This is a genomic window from Vibrio sp. 10N.261.55.C5 (genome assembly GCF_041470505.1).
Classification (GTDB): Bacteria; Pseudomonadota; Gammaproteobacteria; order Enterobacterales; family Vibrionaceae; genus Vibrio; species Vibrio crassostreae_C.
In genome coordinates this window covers 1-15,089 of record NZ_JBFRMS010000051.1, presented here as the reverse complement: position 1 = coordinate 15,089, position 15,089 = coordinate 1, and the positions used below count along the sequence as shown (strand labels likewise).

Here is a 15,089-nt window from a genome sequence, read left to right as displayed (position 1 = left end):
GCCTTCATCAATCAATGGACAGGCGGTAACGCAGTCACAACAAGCCTCACAAACCAGGACGCATTATGAAATTTAAAACGGTACGACTTGTATTAGGTGACCAACTCAACATTGAGCATTCATGGTTTAGACAGGTTAACGATGACGTTATTTACATCATTGCTGAGCTAAAACAAGAAACAGATTATTCTGCCTCTCACGTTCAAAAAGTGGCCGCGTTTTTCTGTGCGATGGGTTACTTCGCTAACGAACTCAAAGAACAAGGTCATCAAGTACTCCACCTTACTCTTGACGACACAACGCAATATGAAAACCTAGACACACTTTTAAAGCACTATGTACACGAATTCGGCGCAGAGAAATTCGAATATCAAAGGCCAGATGAATATCGCCTCTTAGAGCAGATGAACAAGCTCAAGCTGACCAATGCGACCAAAGGTTGTTGTGATACAGAACACTTCCTCTTTCCATTCGAGGAGATAGAACAACAGTTTCCAAAAGACAAACACATCATGATGGAACACTTCTATCGCCGAATGAGAAAACGTTTCGACATTTTGCTAGAAGACGGAAAGCCCGTTGGCGGAAAATGGAATTACGACGCGAACAATCGAAATAAGCTCAAGAAACAAGACATCGAAAACCTGCCTCAGCCGCTAATGTTTACCAATGACATAACCGACATTTTGCAGCGTATCGAGCACCACCAAGTGCAAACTATTGGTCAAGTCGGTAACCAGTTACTATGGCCGGTGAACCGCGCACAAAGCTTGTCTCTACTCGCTCATTTCTGCCAAGTCTGCTTGCCGTTATTTGGGCAGTTTCAAGATGCGATGACGACAGAGCACGACTCTAAATGGAGCTTGTATCATAGCCGTATATCGTTCTCGCTGAACAGTAAACTGCTGAGCCCTAAAGAAGTGATTGATGCAGCACTGTCGGCCTACCAAGCATCCTGTCTTCGAGACAGCTCACCAGATAAGCCAAGCATCGATATTGCACAGGTCGAAGGACTTGTCCGCCAAATACTGGGGTGGCGAGAATACATACGCGCCGTCTATTGGGCAAACATGCCTGCTTACGCCAACAAAAACCATTACTCAGCACATAATAACCTGCCCCATTACTTTTGGGACGGACAAACCAAGATGAACTGCATGAAGCATGCGATTGACCAGTCTCTTGAGTTTGCTTACGCGCACCACATCCAAAGGTTAATGATCACTGGCAACTTCTGTTTAATCACGGGTATAGACCCTGACCAAGTCGATAGTTGGTATCTCGGTATTTACGTCGACGCGATTGAGTGGGTTGAAATGCCAAATACGCGAGGTATGGCACTGTTTGCGGATGGCGGGATCGTAGGAACCAAACCATACTCTGCCAGCGGTTCCTATATCAACCGCATGAGTGACTACTGCAAAGACTGTCACTACAAGATAAAAGAACGCAGCGGCGAGCAATCTTGCCCTTTCAATAGCTTGTATTGGCGCTTTATGGACCAGCACCGCAATGCGTTAAACCGCAACCCACGTATGGGCATGTTATATCGCTCTTGGGACAACATGGATGAGCAATCACAACAAGCGATTCTCGATACTGCTGAACAACGAATCACAAACTTGGAGAACTTATAATGGTGGAGCAACTCAGATTACACATATTGGTGGTCGGTGGGAGCGGCGGTATTGGTTTCGCTGTGGTTAAACACCTATTATCTGAGCTCTCTCGGTTTGATTTTCTTGATGTGCATGTAGACGCGACTTACCACTCTCAACAGCCGGAACTAGAAAACAATCGCTTGAGCTGGCACAAAGTCGACGCCACCGACGAAGCTGATATTAAGCGCTTGAGTTCTGAGTTTGAACAACTTGATTGGCTGATCAACTGCGTGGGTATGCTCCACACTCCAGATCTTGGACCGGAAAAGAACTTGTCGTCCATCGACCCTGAGTTTTTCCTCAAAAACATCTCTGTGAATACCCTGCCCAGCTTGTTATTAGCAAAACACTTCACGCCGATACTTAAAGCGAGCGACAATCCAAAGTTTGCTGTGGTATCCGCAAAAGTAGGTAGTATTTCAGACAACAGATTAGGCGGTTGGTATAGCTACCGCTCATCGAAAGCAGCCCTAAATATGTTCATCAAAACCATGTCGATCGAATGGCAACGCACCATTAAGAAAGGCACCGTGTTGGCTCTGCACCCGGGCACGACAGACACAGCTCTGTCGAAGCCTTTTCAGACCAATGTCCCTGAAGGTAAGTTGTTTGAGTCAAGCTATGTCGCCCATCAGTTGGTCGATATTATTCGCACTGCCACACCGGATAACAGTGGGCACTTCTACGCTTACGATGGTGAACAGTTAAATTGGTAGTTGATACGAGTGTTCGTCTTTCATTAGTGCTAAAAAAGAAAACCCAACAGAGTTGAAGCTCCATTGGGTTTTTATTTAGAAAGAATGCCTCTGTTTTAAAAGGCGTTTGGTTGATATCTAGCTAAAGATCAAAACTGATCATCACGATTATTCAGCCCAATTGAACTTAGTATCGTCAACACCTTCTTTCTCTTCTTTAGCTCGCTCGCGTCGATGTTGTTCTTCAATTCGCGCAGCGTCTATCTCTTGCATGATGGCTTCGATATCAGCCAAGTCGTCGGTTTCCGTAAACTCACCCGTCAGTTTGCTGTCTGGCTTCAAGTCGCCTTTCTCGTACAGCGCCCACATTTCCTTGGCATACTCGGTTTTTGCCAGTTCAGGAGCAAACTGAGCGTAATAGTCACGGATGTTATTGATGTCACGAGCCAGCATCCACTCAGCGTTGTTGTTAGCCGAAGCGTCAACCGCTTGTGGTAGGTCGATAATTACTGGACCGTACTCATCCACCAATACGTTGAACTCAGACAAGTCACCATGGATCAAACCAACACACAGCATTTTAACTACGTAAGTCATCATCACGGCGTGGTCTTCGATCGCTTGCTCTGCTGACATCACCACATCGTTCAAACGTGGTGCAACGTAACCCTCATCGTCAGTGACCAGCTCCATAAGCAGTACGCCATCAAAGCAACCATAAGGGACTGGCACACGAACACCCGCTTCTGCCAGTTTATATAAGGCATCCACTTCAGCACTTTGCCAAACCTTTTCTTGTTGTTCACGACCAAAGCCAGAGCCTTTTTCCATCGCTCGAGCGCGGCGGCTATTTCGGACTTTTCGGCCTTCACGATACGCGGTCGCTTTTTTGAAGCTGCGTTGGCTTATTTCCTTATATACCTTGGCACAACGGATCGTATCGCCGCAGCGCACAATGTACACCGATGCTTCTTTGCCACTCATGAGTTGGCTTGTCACCTCGTCGACTAAACCATCGTCAACTAAGGGCTGTATTCTTTTAGGTATCTTCATGCCGCCTTTATACATTAGTTGTCTTACAGATAGAAATATTAACTTAAGAAATGAATGACGAAACTATTAACGTGTTGTAAAAACGAACAGAAATTACGCCAAAGTTGTCTTATGACGACGGCAACGTTCAGAACAGTAAATCACGTCATCCCAACAACGTTGCCACTTTTTACGCCATGAGAAAGACTTTTGGCAAATAGGACATGTCTTAGTTGGTAAATGAGGCTTCTTGTGCATGGCCGTTTCCTTTTTGACGAGTTCACTTCCCGCGTCTACTAGTGATTCCCTATTACGTTCGTTCCTCACTCTAGGGAATGACGAAGGTAATAAGAACAAATCTAAAGTCCCTACTACGTTCGTAACTCACTTTAGGGAATAGCGGCAGTTACTCTAATCATTCTTTACTGCAGAACGTGACGGCGGAGTGATTGATAACAGCCCCGAAACTCCGTCATCCTCGAGAAGGAAACACGACTGAGTCAGGGGCTGTTTATCCGCATCTATATCAAGACTAAGCAACAACCTTGTACTGCTTCTCCATCTCACTCACACCTAAGCCAGAGTGTTTTGTTACTTTAAGCTGAACGGGCACTCGCTCTTTCAGTGCTTCAACGTGGCTAATGACACCAATCATCTTGCCAGACGCATTCAGGTTATCGAGCGCATTCAGTGCAATGTCCAATGTGTCACTATCCAACGTGCCGAAACCTTCATCTAAGAACAGAGAATCAATACTGGTTTTGTAGCTCACAAGATCAGAAAGCGCTAATGCCAACGCCAAGCTCACCAAGAAGCTTTCGCCACCTGATAACGTCTTGGTATCACGCATCACATCGCCCTGCCATGTGTCGAGCACTTGCAGTTCTAAACCATCGTCGGCTTTGCGTTTAAGCTCGTAACGACCATGCAAACGCTGTAGCTGCTTGTTCGCAAGGTACACCAAGTTTTCCAACGTTAAACCTTGGGCAAACTTACGGAATTTATCGCCGTTCTTAGAGCCGATAAGTGAGTTCAGACGTGAAATATCATCAAACTCGACTTGTTGCTCGTCGATCTGCTTGAACAGATCTTGCTGATTACTGCGGTTCTGGCTATCCGTTTCAAGATTGGCAGAAATTGCACCGATCTTTGTCGCATGGCTTTGCTGTGCGTTTTGACACTCAGTAGTCGCTTCTTCAACTTGCTGTTGGTCTTGCTCTTGCCATGCTTTCGCATTTTCGTGATTTAGTAGATCCACTTGTGTCGCTTTGGCGGCGTTCAACCTAGCTTGCGCACTGACAATCGCTTCGTCTAAAGACTTCTTCAGGCTTTGAAGTTGAGTTCTAACCTCTTCATCTAACAACGCTGCTTCAAAATTAGCCTCATCTTCGAACGGGCTAGTTTTCAGCGCTTCTAACCAAGCATTCGACGCTTGTGTGTAGCTCGATTGCTTACTGACTAACTCGTCCGAGAAACCAGTGTGTTTGGTTTGCTCGGTTCGATGTTCAAGTTCGCTGCGGTTAAGCACTAACTGCGCGGCATCAAATGCATTTACTGCTTCAGTGACTCTTTGCTTCATCGCATTGCTGGTAGCTTGAATGTCTTTGTCACCAAACAACTCTGTTCTTTCAGCCGTTACACGAGTGAGTTCTGACACTAAAGACTCACTATGTTGCGTCAGTGTCGCGAGCTCTTTCTCAACACTGCTTAGCTTGTCGTCTAACGTTTTCAATTCGGCATTTTGAGTAATCAGTTGCTTCTCAATATCGGCCTGTTGCTGTTTGGTTTGCTGCCATGTGCTTGATGCTTGCGATTTCGCAGTAAACCAATCATCGATATGCTCAAGTTCAGGTGCTTCGATAGAAGTTTGAACAATGCTCTCTTTCAAAGCGTTCCATTGCTGGCCTTTCGCTTGAGCTATTTGAGTCACTTGCTCGTTTGCGACTTGGTTTTGCTTATTCAAATCAGCTAAGCGTTGCTCGGCCAACTCGAGATTAGACTGCGCCTTGTCAGCCATAACACTTACAGACAGGCGTTGTTTCTCAGCTTCAGCGTAATGCGCTTTAGCATCACCCAACGCTTTGAGTTGCTGCGCGCTCTGACTTAGTTGAAGTTCACACTGCTGAGCAAAGGTCGCGACTGTAGCTTCATTGCCTAAATCGTTAATCGTTAGCAGTGCCAGTTCAGGAGCCGTGCCAACGAAATCCGATAAGCTCTGTTGAAGCTTGCCGACAACGCCTTGCCAATTCAGCTGAGCTTGTTGAATATCCGCTTGCGCACGTTGAATGTCATCGTTAAGCGCCACAATCACAAGGGTAAGAGAATCTAACTGCTGACGATGCTCTTGGCCTTCTTTCTGAATCGCTGCTAATTCTTGTTCCTCAAGCTCTTTCTGGGCATTCAAATCCTTCGAACTTTGTGATTGTTCGATCGCATGGTCTGTTGAACCACACAATGGACAATCCATACCTGGCTTCAATGACGCTCGGTATTTCGCAAGGTCACCTTCTTGATCAATTAAGCGAACTAAACGTTCAAGTGAGGTCTTTTTTTCTTGGTATCGCAGAAGCAACACTTCACGCTCTTTCGAAAGCTTGTCGACCAACTGGGTGTTGGTTTGATGTGCCTGTGTTTTTGCGTGCAGCTGTTGTTGGGCATTTAGGAAACCACGATTGATCTCGAGTAATGAGTGCGTATTGCGATTCCAAAACTCCAACAGATCTTTTTGCGAATTCAACACTTGCTCGCTAGTGTTGCCTTGCAAGGCTTCCCACTGTTGCTTTGCACTACTCTCGAGAACAACCAATTCAGCTAAAGTTTTATCTTGCGTTGCTTTAGCATCTTGCGCGGATTTGATGATCGTTTGCTGTGCATCAACTGCAGACAAAGCTTGCTTCGCTGAATTCAACTGCTCTGAATGCTGGCGCTCTAGAGTACGAACTTGCTCGACCTTTGCTTGCCACTGACCTAGGTATTTTTCCAGATGTTGGTCAGCTTGATGCGTATTTAGGTACTCAGTGCTGAGTTTATCTTGTTGCTTCAGTGCATCTGTTTTTTGGACTAAAACAATCTGTTGATTACGCTGCTGCGTATGTTGCTCGTTAAGCGTATTCGCTGCACTAACGGCCGCAGTTTGCTTATCTTTGAGTACGGCAATTTGGTTATCTAACGGGCGAACCTGCTCGATGATCTTCTCTTGATCCTGCTGTTCGGCTTTTACCTGTTCGACAATCGCACTGCTTTGAGTCAGTTTAGTTTGCGCGTCTTGCATTTCTGCATCACGAACGGCAAGTAACTTGGTGCTGTTATCTAGGTGAGCTTGAGTAGTGTTCACCTCTTGTTCGCAACGCTTTAAATCTTTGTGTACTGGACGCAGCTTTTCAGCCGGCTCACTGTTTGCCAAGCGCTCTAGTGACGGTTGGTTACGGTCTAGTTCATCTTGAGCGGTTTTCAGATCGAGCTCACTGGTCGCAATAGTTTGCTCAGCTTTGGTCACGTCTTTCCACCAGCTAAGATGCACTTGCCACTCTTTTAATTGCTCGGCTAAACGCTTCTGCTCTACTTCTAGCGTTTCACGCTCTGCGGTCAGCTCTTTGATTTGCTCTTCAGACAGTAAGCTCACACCTTCAGCTTTCGCTTTAAGTTGATTAAGCGACTCTTCACTCGACTTAAAATGATCGTAGATGCGCTCTGAGATCAGGCTATACACTTCGGTACCCGTTAGCTCTTCTAGTAGCTCTGCACGATCGTTGGCATTGGCATTTAAGAACGCCGCAAACTCACCCTGAGACAGCATGATCGATTTAGTAAAGCGTGAGAAATCGAGGCCCGTGACCTGCTCCACCAACTTGATCTTCTTAGTGAGCATGGTCTCTAACACTTTATCTGTGTCGGCATCTGCAAATTCACAGGTCGGCGTTTGCAGTGCGCCATCATGTTTGCCACGTGCGCGCTTTTGGTGGAAGTTAGAGCGGTACGTTTTACCCTGCACTTCAAATTCAAGCTCAGCAAAGCACTCGCCCGTACCACGAGTCATTAATTCATTATTACCTTTAGCAATGCTTTTCAAACGCGGTGTGCGATGGAAAAGTGCCAAGCAAATCGCATCAAGAATGGTGGTTTTACCCGCCCCTGTTGGACCAGTAATTGCGAACAGACCGTTTTCTGCAAACGGCGATTGGGTAAAATCGAGCTTCCAGCGCCCTTTCAAAGAGTTCAGGTTTTCAAATTCTAGGCTTAAAATCTTCATACGATTACTCTTCTACTTTATTGGGCGCTTGAGCGCTTTCAGACACTTCAACCATCACTTGTTTAAACTTCACCGTAATTCGCTCTAAACGCGCTTTTTCAGAATCCGTTTCAAACTCTTCTAAGGCAATACGCTTCGTAAACACGTCCATCGGGCTCAATTCTGACAGCGTTTCTGCTGACTCTTGCTCTAATGCTTGATTACGACGTTCTCTTGCGCGGCGCAATTGAAGTACTTCCACATTCAAACCTTCGGTTAGTGCGCGCATGCGTTCTTGAAGATCCGACAAGTAATCTTGTGCTTGCACTTCTATCGATAACCACACGCTTTGGTCGCTATCTAAACCTATGTATTGGTTAAGCTGAGATTCGATCTCGCTCAAGTCGCCTTTGATTTCAGCTAGAGGTTGGAATGTAGGAACAGGCAATTGAGAAATGGTGCGCTCACCTTCAATAAATTCAACAACACACACTTGTTTCTGAGATTTAAGTTCATCAAAGCTTAGTGGGATTGGAGAGCCTGAATAACGAATGTATTCACGCTTTGCCACCACTTGTGGGCGGTGGATATGACCAAGTGCAATATAGTCTGCGTCTGGGAAGCCATCAGCGGCGAAACCATCAAGGTTGCCGACATAGATATCACGTACCGAATCCGATTGTTGAACGCCCATCGCCGTTAAATGACCAGTAGCGATAATCGGCATGTGCTCGCTATTTTCAAACGTCGCACGTTGTTCTACAGCGGCATCATAAACACTTTGGTAGTGCTGTTTGATTGCATCGCCGAGTTGCTTCTGACGCTCAACGCCTGTGACACCCGCCTGGCTGGTCAACACATCGCGAGGGCGAATAAAAGGAATAGCACAAACCAGCGCTTCTACATCACCATTCTTGCCTTTTAGTTCGACAACCTGAGTCGCATGATCTTCATTGGTATTAGGAATCACGTCTGCGCCCATGTATTTGAGCAGCTGTTGCGTCTCTTTAAGCACAGAGACTGAATCGTGATTTCCACCTAATAACACCAATTGGCAACCGATCTTGTTCGAATCGACCACAAACTTGTTATACATCTCACGAGCGTAACTCGGCGGTGTACTGGTATCGAAAATGTCGCCAGCAACAATGATCGCGTCGATGTCGTGCTCTGTAACTTGCTCAAGTAACCATTGTAAAAACCGTTCATGTTCATTCTTACGGCTTTTATTGTAGAAGTTTTGGCCAAGGTGCCAATCGGACGTGTGAAGAATCTTCATTGCTGCTCACTGGAAGTCTGTAATACCTTTAATCTACCAAAATAGTCGAGATAATTCCCTTTTATAAGCTTGTGAAAACCAACTAATTTCAGGCTTTGGACCAACTCCGCCCATAGCGTGACCAATCGTTATTTTTGACATAAAAAAACCGCTCAACGTTAGAGCGGTTTTAGGTGTCCATAGCTTTAGCTTTAAGCTATTCCACATCGGTCATTAAAAATTGTACGAAGCACCCAGAGTTACTGTGCTAAACGCTACATCACGGCTTTCTAATCGATTACCCGTTGTTCTATCGAAGAATTCGATGTTTACTGCGTCTGCTTGTGAGATTAAACGTAAGGTTAGGTTTTCTACTGGCGTGTATTCAACACCTATACCAAAATGGAAGCCTAATTACGCGCAGCTAGACAATCAAAGATATTGCAATAGATGCCATGATCACGCCAACGACAAATTCCAACACCTTCCACGCTCTCGGGTTCTTAAACATTGGAGCCAAGAAGCGAGCGCCATATCCAAGTGAAAAGAAGAACACGAATGACGCCGATACCGCCCCAGCGCCAAACAACATTTGATCCGGTTGATATTGAGTTGAGATAGACCCCAGCAATACCACAGTATCCAAATACACATGCGGGTTAAGCCAAGTGAACGCCAAACACATCGCAATCGCTTTGGTTAATGAGTCTTTAGTTTCTGCCGTGGCTTCTAAGGCGTGGTTTTCGGTAAATGCTGATCGGAAGCTTAAGAATGAATAGACACCCAAAAAGATAGCGCCACCATAACGGGCGAACTGCTCAATTTGTGGGAACTGCTTAACGATTGCGCCAAAGCCCGTCACGCCAAAGCTAATCAGTAAGGCGTCAGAAATGGCACATACAGCACAAACTGCCAATACGTGTTGGTTCTTAAGCCCTTGCTTTAAAACAAACGCATTTTGAGAGCCAATCGCAAGAATCAGCGAAAGGCCAAGGGAGAAACCTGCAAAGTAAGTCGACATCTAAGGCTAGTCTCTTAACGCAACTCAATACTCATAAACTGGCTGTGCGGGTCTAACACATAATCAGCAAAGGGTTCACAGTATCCGAAGCCAAACTTTTCATACAGGTTACGCGCAGCCTTAAAGTAGTCTTCTGAGCCGGTCTCTAAACTGATTGTTTGATACTGGCGGGCGGTTGCTGTATCCAATACGTGCTGTAAAAGTTGGCTCGCAACACCTGACTTTCGAGCAAACTGTGAGGTTCTCATCGATTTGAGTTCAGCGTGTTGGGTATTTAGCTCTTTAATGGCAACACACCCAAGTAGTTGGCTGTCTTTCCAAGCACTGAAAAAGGTAATTTCTGGTGACTTGAGCCCATCTAGATCCAGTGCATGGACGCTTTCGGCTGGCGAAGTTGCGTACATATCAGCAAGGTGCTCTTCAAGCAATTCAATGACTTCCCCACCCGACAAGTCATCCACCTTAATTTCTATTGAAGCACTGCTTTCCAATGCTGTTCTATTTTCCATTGAACCCTGTGCATTTATTGCTGATGTCATTGTTTCAACTCTCCTTGTTTAGTTCGCTTATTTAGCTTGAGTGATTTGGTTTTTATCAACAGCCCACTTTCCTGAATTGTTTCCTTTTCAAGAACTCGGTTTGAATCAGTAAAATTACTGATTAATCATAAAATTATAAATGTCACACTGGGTTTACCTAGATACCATATTTTTCCGATCTCGTCTCGTGATAAAAGCGTTCCGCAAAGCCCGTATGGTCGCTGCATTGAGGGAGCAACACCTGTTTTAGTTAACGAATAAGTAGTCAGGGCAAAGTGAATAGCGATGACACGCGTACTGATGTTGTTGGCAGCTTAAACATCCCTTTAAACGGTCTCATTTAAAACGACCATAAGTTAGAAAATAAAACGCTTTCATTGATCGAATATTTGATTGCGATTTTCCAATTTCGGTATATGATGCGCCACCCTAATTTTTCAGCTTATGCTGCAGGCAAATATGTCCGCCAACGCACTCTATACCGACCTATCCGGTTACTATGATTTAATGTGTGTAGATATTGACTACCAAGCGCAAAGTAACTGCGTACGTAGACTCCATCAAATCTTTGGAAATGAAGGAAAAACACACCTCGACTTAGCTTGTGGCACTGGCCCACACGTTCGTCATTTTATTGATTTCGGTTACCAAAGCGGTGGCCTAGATCTTAACAAGCCGATGTTAGATATCGCAGAAGTTCGCTGCCCGGAAGCCAAGTTCTCAGTACAAAACATGAGTAACTTTGAGGTCACGGAACCACTCGATCTTATCACTTGCTTCCTGTATTCCATCCATTACAACGATGGCCTTGAGAAGCTTAAAGAGTGTATTGAAAGTGTGCATCGTGCGTTAAAGCCAGAAGGTATTTTCTGTTTTAACGTGGTTGATAAAGACAAGATCAGCAACGACCTGTTTGTTAGACACACAACAAACCAAGACAAAGACGATTTCACGTTCCGTTCTGGTTGGTATTACTCTGGTCAGGGTGATAAGCAAGCGCTAAAGCTTAGCATCGAAAAGACGACTGCTGGTGAAACTCAAATGTGGAATGATGAACACCCAATGGTGGCATTCTCGTTTAAAGAGTTAATCGAGATATTGAAGCCCTACTTCGAGGTTAATATCTTCGAGCACGATTACGACAAGCTGATTCCTTGGGATACTCAGTCCGGTAATGCGCTGATCACATGTGTCAAAATCTAGATTAATAGATAAACGGCAAATTAAACCAAATCTATAGATCAAAAAAGAACCCACACTCGCCATTCTCCTTTTAGAGCATCAGCCAGTGTGGGTTCTTTTGTATCAAGCTATCAGTTACTGAACTCTAAATTAGAAGTCCGCTGTCATACCTACGTAGTAAGTACGTGGCTCTTCAACATAGCCCATGCTCTCTAGCTCTTGTGATACAGCTTCGTCAGTTAAGTTCGTGATACCTGCACGTAGTCGCACTGAAGCATTCACGTTGTAGATAGCACCTAGGTTCAGCGTTGTGTAAGCGTCTTGAGTTAGATCGCTTTCGATCTGACGTTCACCACGGTAACGCGCACTCACGAAGGTACTTAGATCGTAAGTTGGGCTCCAGTTCAGTTTAACTAAACCCGAATGCTTGTAACGCTCAAGTAATTCGTCACCAGTAGACTTATCTTCAGTGTCTAAGAATGTGTAATTACCAGACACACCCCATTCATCAGTAATTTGGAATTGGCCTGTAAGCTCAGCACCTTGAACTACAGCCTCTGATACGTTTGTATAAGTACGCTTACCATTCACATAGCCAGTTGAGCTTGAACTATCAGCGCAACCTTTACCCGATTCAAACACTCCGCCGTTCTCACAATAGGTTTCATCACGATCAATTAGGTCGTTGATTTCATTTCGGAATAAGGCACCTTCAACATTCCAACGAGGTTGGCTATAAATCGCAGCGATCTCATAGTTCAAGCTGGTTTCGGGCTTAAGATCTTCATTACCATGTAAATCACATACGCCTTTACAGCTATTAACTGTGTAGTCTGTCTGATTTTGAGTCAATGTTGGTGCTTTAAATGCTTTACCCACACCACCCTTGATGATCAGGTCATTCGTTGTTTGATGAACCAAGTACACACGTGGGCTGAACTCTTCACCGTACAGTTCATGCTTATCTAAACGACCACCAATGGTTGCCGTTAGTTGATCCGTCATTAACCATTGGTCTTGAACAAATAACGCACCTTGATAAGCTTCAGATGTACCATTGACTAAGTTTTCTTTGTTGGTTAATTCACTCAACTGGTAGTCCATACCAAACGTTACGGTGTGACTATCACCAAGATAAGTGGTCGCCGAAGCTTCAACAATTTGAGTCAGCTCTTCGATGTCACTGCTGTAGTTAGTATCAGAATCCGCAGCGTCGTTGTCAGTCACATTTTCGCGTGAGTAGCGAACTTGTGTATCACCCCAGCTCCAAAATCCGCTGTGCGTAATCGCTTGGCTCTGACGCACTACTCGTGTGTCAGACTCAATCACAGACGATACGTTTTCTGCAGATGATTCACGTTCGTCGTCACTGTAACCAAAATCGAAATCAATGGTTTGGTTGTCTGTTGCATTCCATGTCAGGCTCGCGAGTAAGCTTAATGTCTCTCTTTCTTCTAACGCAGTAATGTCTGAACGATCGTAACCAGAGCTATGCGTACCAGAATAGGGTTGCCAAGCATCACGGCTAGTTTGGTTAACAGATAGGCGAGCAAACAACTCGTCTTCAATTAACGCGCCCGATGTTGTGAAGCCCATCGAATACTCTTCCCCTCCATCACCATCAAGTGGAGATGAAGTGTCCATGCTCAGTGTAGAGCTCCAATCGTTTTCTGGAGCCTTAGTGATGATGTTGATTGTACCGCCCATACCATCTGAACCGTAAAGTGCAGACATTGGGCCACGGATTATTTCAACACGTTCGATCGAATCAGCAGGAATCGTTGATAGGTCGAAGTCGTTACCACGGATGATGGCACTTGCAGAGCTTAAACGACGACCGTTCACCATGATAAGAGTGTAATCTGAATCCATACCACGAATAGAGATCATCTGACGGCCAGCACGTGTGCTATCAAAATCAGATTCGACACTCGTTGATTCTGCAACGATGTCTGCCAAGGTAATACCAGGGCTGTCTTCAATGTCTTGCGCGGTGATAACCGACATTGAAGCTGGCGCTTGTTTTAGTGCCATCTCGGTACGAGTTGCCGTAACAACCATTTGCTCATCTGTTGCTTGCGCTTCTTCTTGCGCCAACACGTTAGCTGAAAGTGAGGTACAAATAACAGCGACTGCGATCGAAAGGGGTTTACGAACCAAAAGAGGTTTGCGAATCAAAAGAGATCTCTCAGACATGATATTCATTCTTATATGTGATTGGTAATGATAATGGTTTGCATTAAACAACCAACTACCACTCTTATCAACGAAAGTTTCATACCAAAAATCGATTCTCGTTATTCACCATTCAAATAATGAAAGAGATCTATATCCAACTCGATAGGTATTCGTAATTTTCATTCACCCTGCAGATGGATTATGTATAAAGCTCTTTGAATATATTGCGAACCCAGCGACACATCGGGTCGTTATGAAAGCGCTTATGCCAGTATAAGTAGACGTCTTCTGATGGGTGGCGCAACGCTTTAGGCACGCGTTTACAAACAAGATCTCTTTGCTTAGCGGCTTGTTGAGCAAAAGGTGTCGGTAAATGAAAGATGATGTCGGTTGCTTCTGCCATATCCGGCGCGACGTTAAAATTGGAAAGCTGAATTGGAATGGACAGCTGGCGCTGCTTATCAATCAAGCCAAGATCTTTAAATCGACTTTCGATCGAGAGCTTCTTATCCCCTTGCAGTGAGATTTGACCAAGTTGGCTATTCAACAAGTCATCAACCGTGATCTCTTTGTCCGCCAAAGGATGTTTTTTACTCATCAGCAAACGGTAATCGCGGCTAATCACGAACATTCGATACAAATTTTGCTCTGAACTTAACGGCTCGTGGGTCGACAACACAAAGTGCGCATCACCGGATAACAGAGGCTCAAAGTGTCGTTTAGGAATCGAGTCGATATCAACAGTCATGTTTGGCGCTTGTTGACGTATCTCCGCAACTACCTTGGGCAGCAAGTGCGCGACATTAGGCACTAAACCAAAGAAGCGAACCGTACTGTCACTGCTTTGCGGTTCGAATACATCGCCATGTACCAGCTTTTCTAAACGTGTCAGTACCGAATTGAGATCTTGCTTAATGGCTTCTGCTTTTGGCGTTAACTCATAGCCATAAGCCGCTCGCACCAATAGATCATCATTGAAAACGGTACGCAGTTTTTGCAGAGATCGGCTCACCGTAGGTTGGCTCATATCCAGCGCCAATGCCGTGTTGGAAACGTGCTTCTCTTCAAGAAGGTGTTTAAGAATAACGAGTAGATTGAGGTCGACTTGAGCAAGATTCATTATGCAAATATTAACAATATATAAAATTCAATGTGCGCATAGTGCTATTTCTCAACATGTAATACAATTGATAATCACTCCTATTTTGATCTAGAGCAATATGCAGAGCAGAGTTTAAGGTTAAGTGGGTTTTAAAGCTCTAAGTCAGAACTGTTTAAAATCGAGTAGGAGGAGG

At 44.9% G+C, this 15,089-nt stretch carries 11 protein-coding genes and 1 pseudogene; 3 read left to right on the top strand and 9 right to left on the bottom strand.

The window, feature by feature from the left end; translation table 11 throughout:
* Positions 1 to 65: 65 nt before the first annotated feature.
* Both AB4263_RS18030 and AB4263_RS18025 read left to right on the top strand, forming a co-directional pair.
* Positions 66 to 1,637: a cryptochrome/photolyase family protein gene (locus AB4263_RS18030; protein WP_372098653.1), complete on the top strand. Its 1,572-nt coding sequence runs from the start codon at positions 66 to 68 to the stop codon at positions 1,635 to 1,637.
* Entirely contained in the window at positions 1,637 to 2,377 is a 741-nt protein-coding gene (locus AB4263_RS18025) for an SDR family oxidoreductase (RefSeq protein ID WP_065583629.1), read from the top strand. Before AB4263_RS18030 ends, AB4263_RS18025 begins: the two co-directional genes overlap by 1 nt.
* A 147-nt stretch (positions 2,378 to 2,524) precedes the next feature.
* Here the strand turns inward: AB4263_RS18025 and AB4263_RS18020 are convergent, their stop codons facing one another.
* The 7 genes and pseudogenes from AB4263_RS18020 to AB4263_RS17990 all read right to left on the bottom strand — a co-directional run bounded on the left by AB4263_RS18020 (position 2,525) and on the right by AB4263_RS17990 (position 10,434).
* Positions 2,525 to 3,409, bottom strand: coding sequence for a PA4780 family RIO1-like protein kinase (locus tag AB4263_RS18020; RefSeq protein WP_029235559.1), 885 nt, complete (start codon positions 3,407 to 3,409; stop codon positions 2,525 to 2,527).
* Positions 3,410 to 3,502: 93 nt separating this feature from the next.
* A complete protein-coding gene (locus AB4263_RS18015) occupies positions 3,503 to 3,646 on the bottom strand; it encodes a DUF2256 domain-containing protein (protein ID WP_004733920.1) in 144 nt (47 codons plus the stop codon).
* A gap of 274 nt (positions 3,647 to 3,920) precedes the next feature.
* Complete coding sequence (locus AB4263_RS18010) at positions 3,921 to 7,637, bottom strand: AAA family ATPase (protein ID WP_372098652.1); 3,717 nt, start codon at positions 7,635 to 7,637, stop codon at positions 3,921 to 3,923.
* 4 nt (positions 7,638 to 7,641) lie between these two features.
* On the bottom strand, positions 7,642 to 8,895 hold the full coding sequence (gene sbcD / locus AB4263_RS18005) for an exonuclease subunit SbcD (RefSeq protein ID WP_372098651.1): 1,254 nt from the start codon (positions 8,893 to 8,895) through the stop codon (positions 7,642 to 7,644).
* Positions 8,896 to 9,108: 213 nt separating this feature from the next.
* Positions 9,109 to 9,285 (bottom strand): annotated as a pseudogene (locus AB4263_RS18000) (porin family protein); the annotation flags it as partial.
* 13 nt (positions 9,286 to 9,298) lie between these two features.
* Positions 9,299 to 9,895, bottom strand: coding sequence for a LysE/ArgO family amino acid transporter (locus AB4263_RS17995; protein ID WP_017059193.1), 597 nt, complete (start codon positions 9,893 to 9,895; stop codon positions 9,299 to 9,301).
* Between the two features lie 14 nt (positions 9,896 to 9,909).
* A complete protein-coding gene (locus AB4263_RS17990) occupies positions 9,910 to 10,434 on the bottom strand; it encodes a GNAT family N-acetyltransferase (RefSeq protein ID WP_017059192.1) in 525 nt (174 codons plus the stop codon).
* Positions 10,435 to 10,893: 459 nt separating this feature from the next.
* Here AB4263_RS17990 and AB4263_RS17985 point away from each other — a divergent pair, with 459 nt between their 5' ends.
* A complete protein-coding gene (locus tag AB4263_RS17985) occupies positions 10,894 to 11,637 on the top strand; it encodes a class I SAM-dependent methyltransferase (protein WP_029235353.1) in 744 nt (247 codons plus the stop codon).
* Between the two features lie 129 nt (positions 11,638 to 11,766).
* Here the strand turns inward: AB4263_RS17985 and AB4263_RS17980 are convergent, their stop codons facing one another.
* Both AB4263_RS17980 and AB4263_RS17975 read right to left on the bottom strand, forming a co-directional pair.
* A complete protein-coding gene (locus AB4263_RS17980) occupies positions 11,767 to 13,812 on the bottom strand; it encodes a TonB-dependent receptor domain-containing protein (protein WP_102333278.1) in 2,046 nt (681 codons plus the stop codon).
* 181 nt (positions 13,813 to 13,993) lie between these two features.
* Positions 13,994 to 14,914: a LysR family transcriptional regulator gene (locus tag AB4263_RS17975; protein WP_372083661.1), complete on the bottom strand. Its 921-nt coding sequence runs from the start codon at positions 14,912 to 14,914 to the stop codon at positions 13,994 to 13,996.
* Positions 14,915 to 15,089 lie beyond the last annotated feature (175 nt).

What these genes read in the sequence shown, in the direction of transcription:
- AB4263_RS18030 (WP_372098653.1), top strand. Translation starts at nt 66, where the DNA reads ATGAAATTTAAAACGGTACGACTTGTATTAGGTGACCAACTCAACATT.
- AB4263_RS18025 (WP_065583629.1), top strand. Translation starts at nt 1,637, where the DNA reads ATGGTGGAGCAACTCAGATTACACATATTGGTGGTCGGTGGGAGCGGC.
- AB4263_RS18020 (WP_029235559.1), bottom strand. Translation starts at nt 3,409, where the DNA reads ATGAAGATACCTAAAAGAATACAGCCCTTAGTTGACGATGGTTTAGTC.
- AB4263_RS18015 (WP_004733920.1), bottom strand. Translation starts at nt 3,646, where the DNA reads ATGCACAAGAAGCCTCATTTACCAACTAAGACATGTCCTATTTGCCAA.
- AB4263_RS18010 (WP_372098652.1), bottom strand. Translation starts at nt 7,637, where the DNA reads ATGAAGATTTTAAGCCTAGAATTTGAAAACCTGAACTCTTTGAAAGGG.
- sbcD (WP_372098651.1), bottom strand. Translation starts at nt 8,895, where the DNA reads ATGAAGATTCTTCACACGTCCGATTGGCACCTTGGCCAAAACTTCTAC.
- AB4263_RS17995 (WP_017059193.1), bottom strand. Translation starts at nt 9,895, where the DNA reads ATGTCGACTTACTTTGCAGGTTTCTCCCTTGGCCTTTCGCTGATTCTT.
- AB4263_RS17990 (WP_017059192.1), bottom strand. Translation starts at nt 10,434, where the DNA reads ATGACATCAGCAATAAATGCACAGGGTTCAATGGAAAATAGAACAGCA.
- AB4263_RS17985 (WP_029235353.1), top strand. Translation starts at nt 10,894, where the DNA reads ATGTCCGCCAACGCACTCTATACCGACCTATCCGGTTACTATGATTTA.
- AB4263_RS17980 (WP_102333278.1), bottom strand. Translation starts at nt 13,812, where the DNA reads ATGTCTGAGAGATCTCTTTTGATTCGCAAACCTCTTTTGGTTCGTAAA.
- AB4263_RS17975 (WP_372083661.1), bottom strand. Translation starts at nt 14,914, where the DNA reads ATGAATCTTGCTCAAGTCGACCTCAATCTACTCGTTATTCTTAAACAC.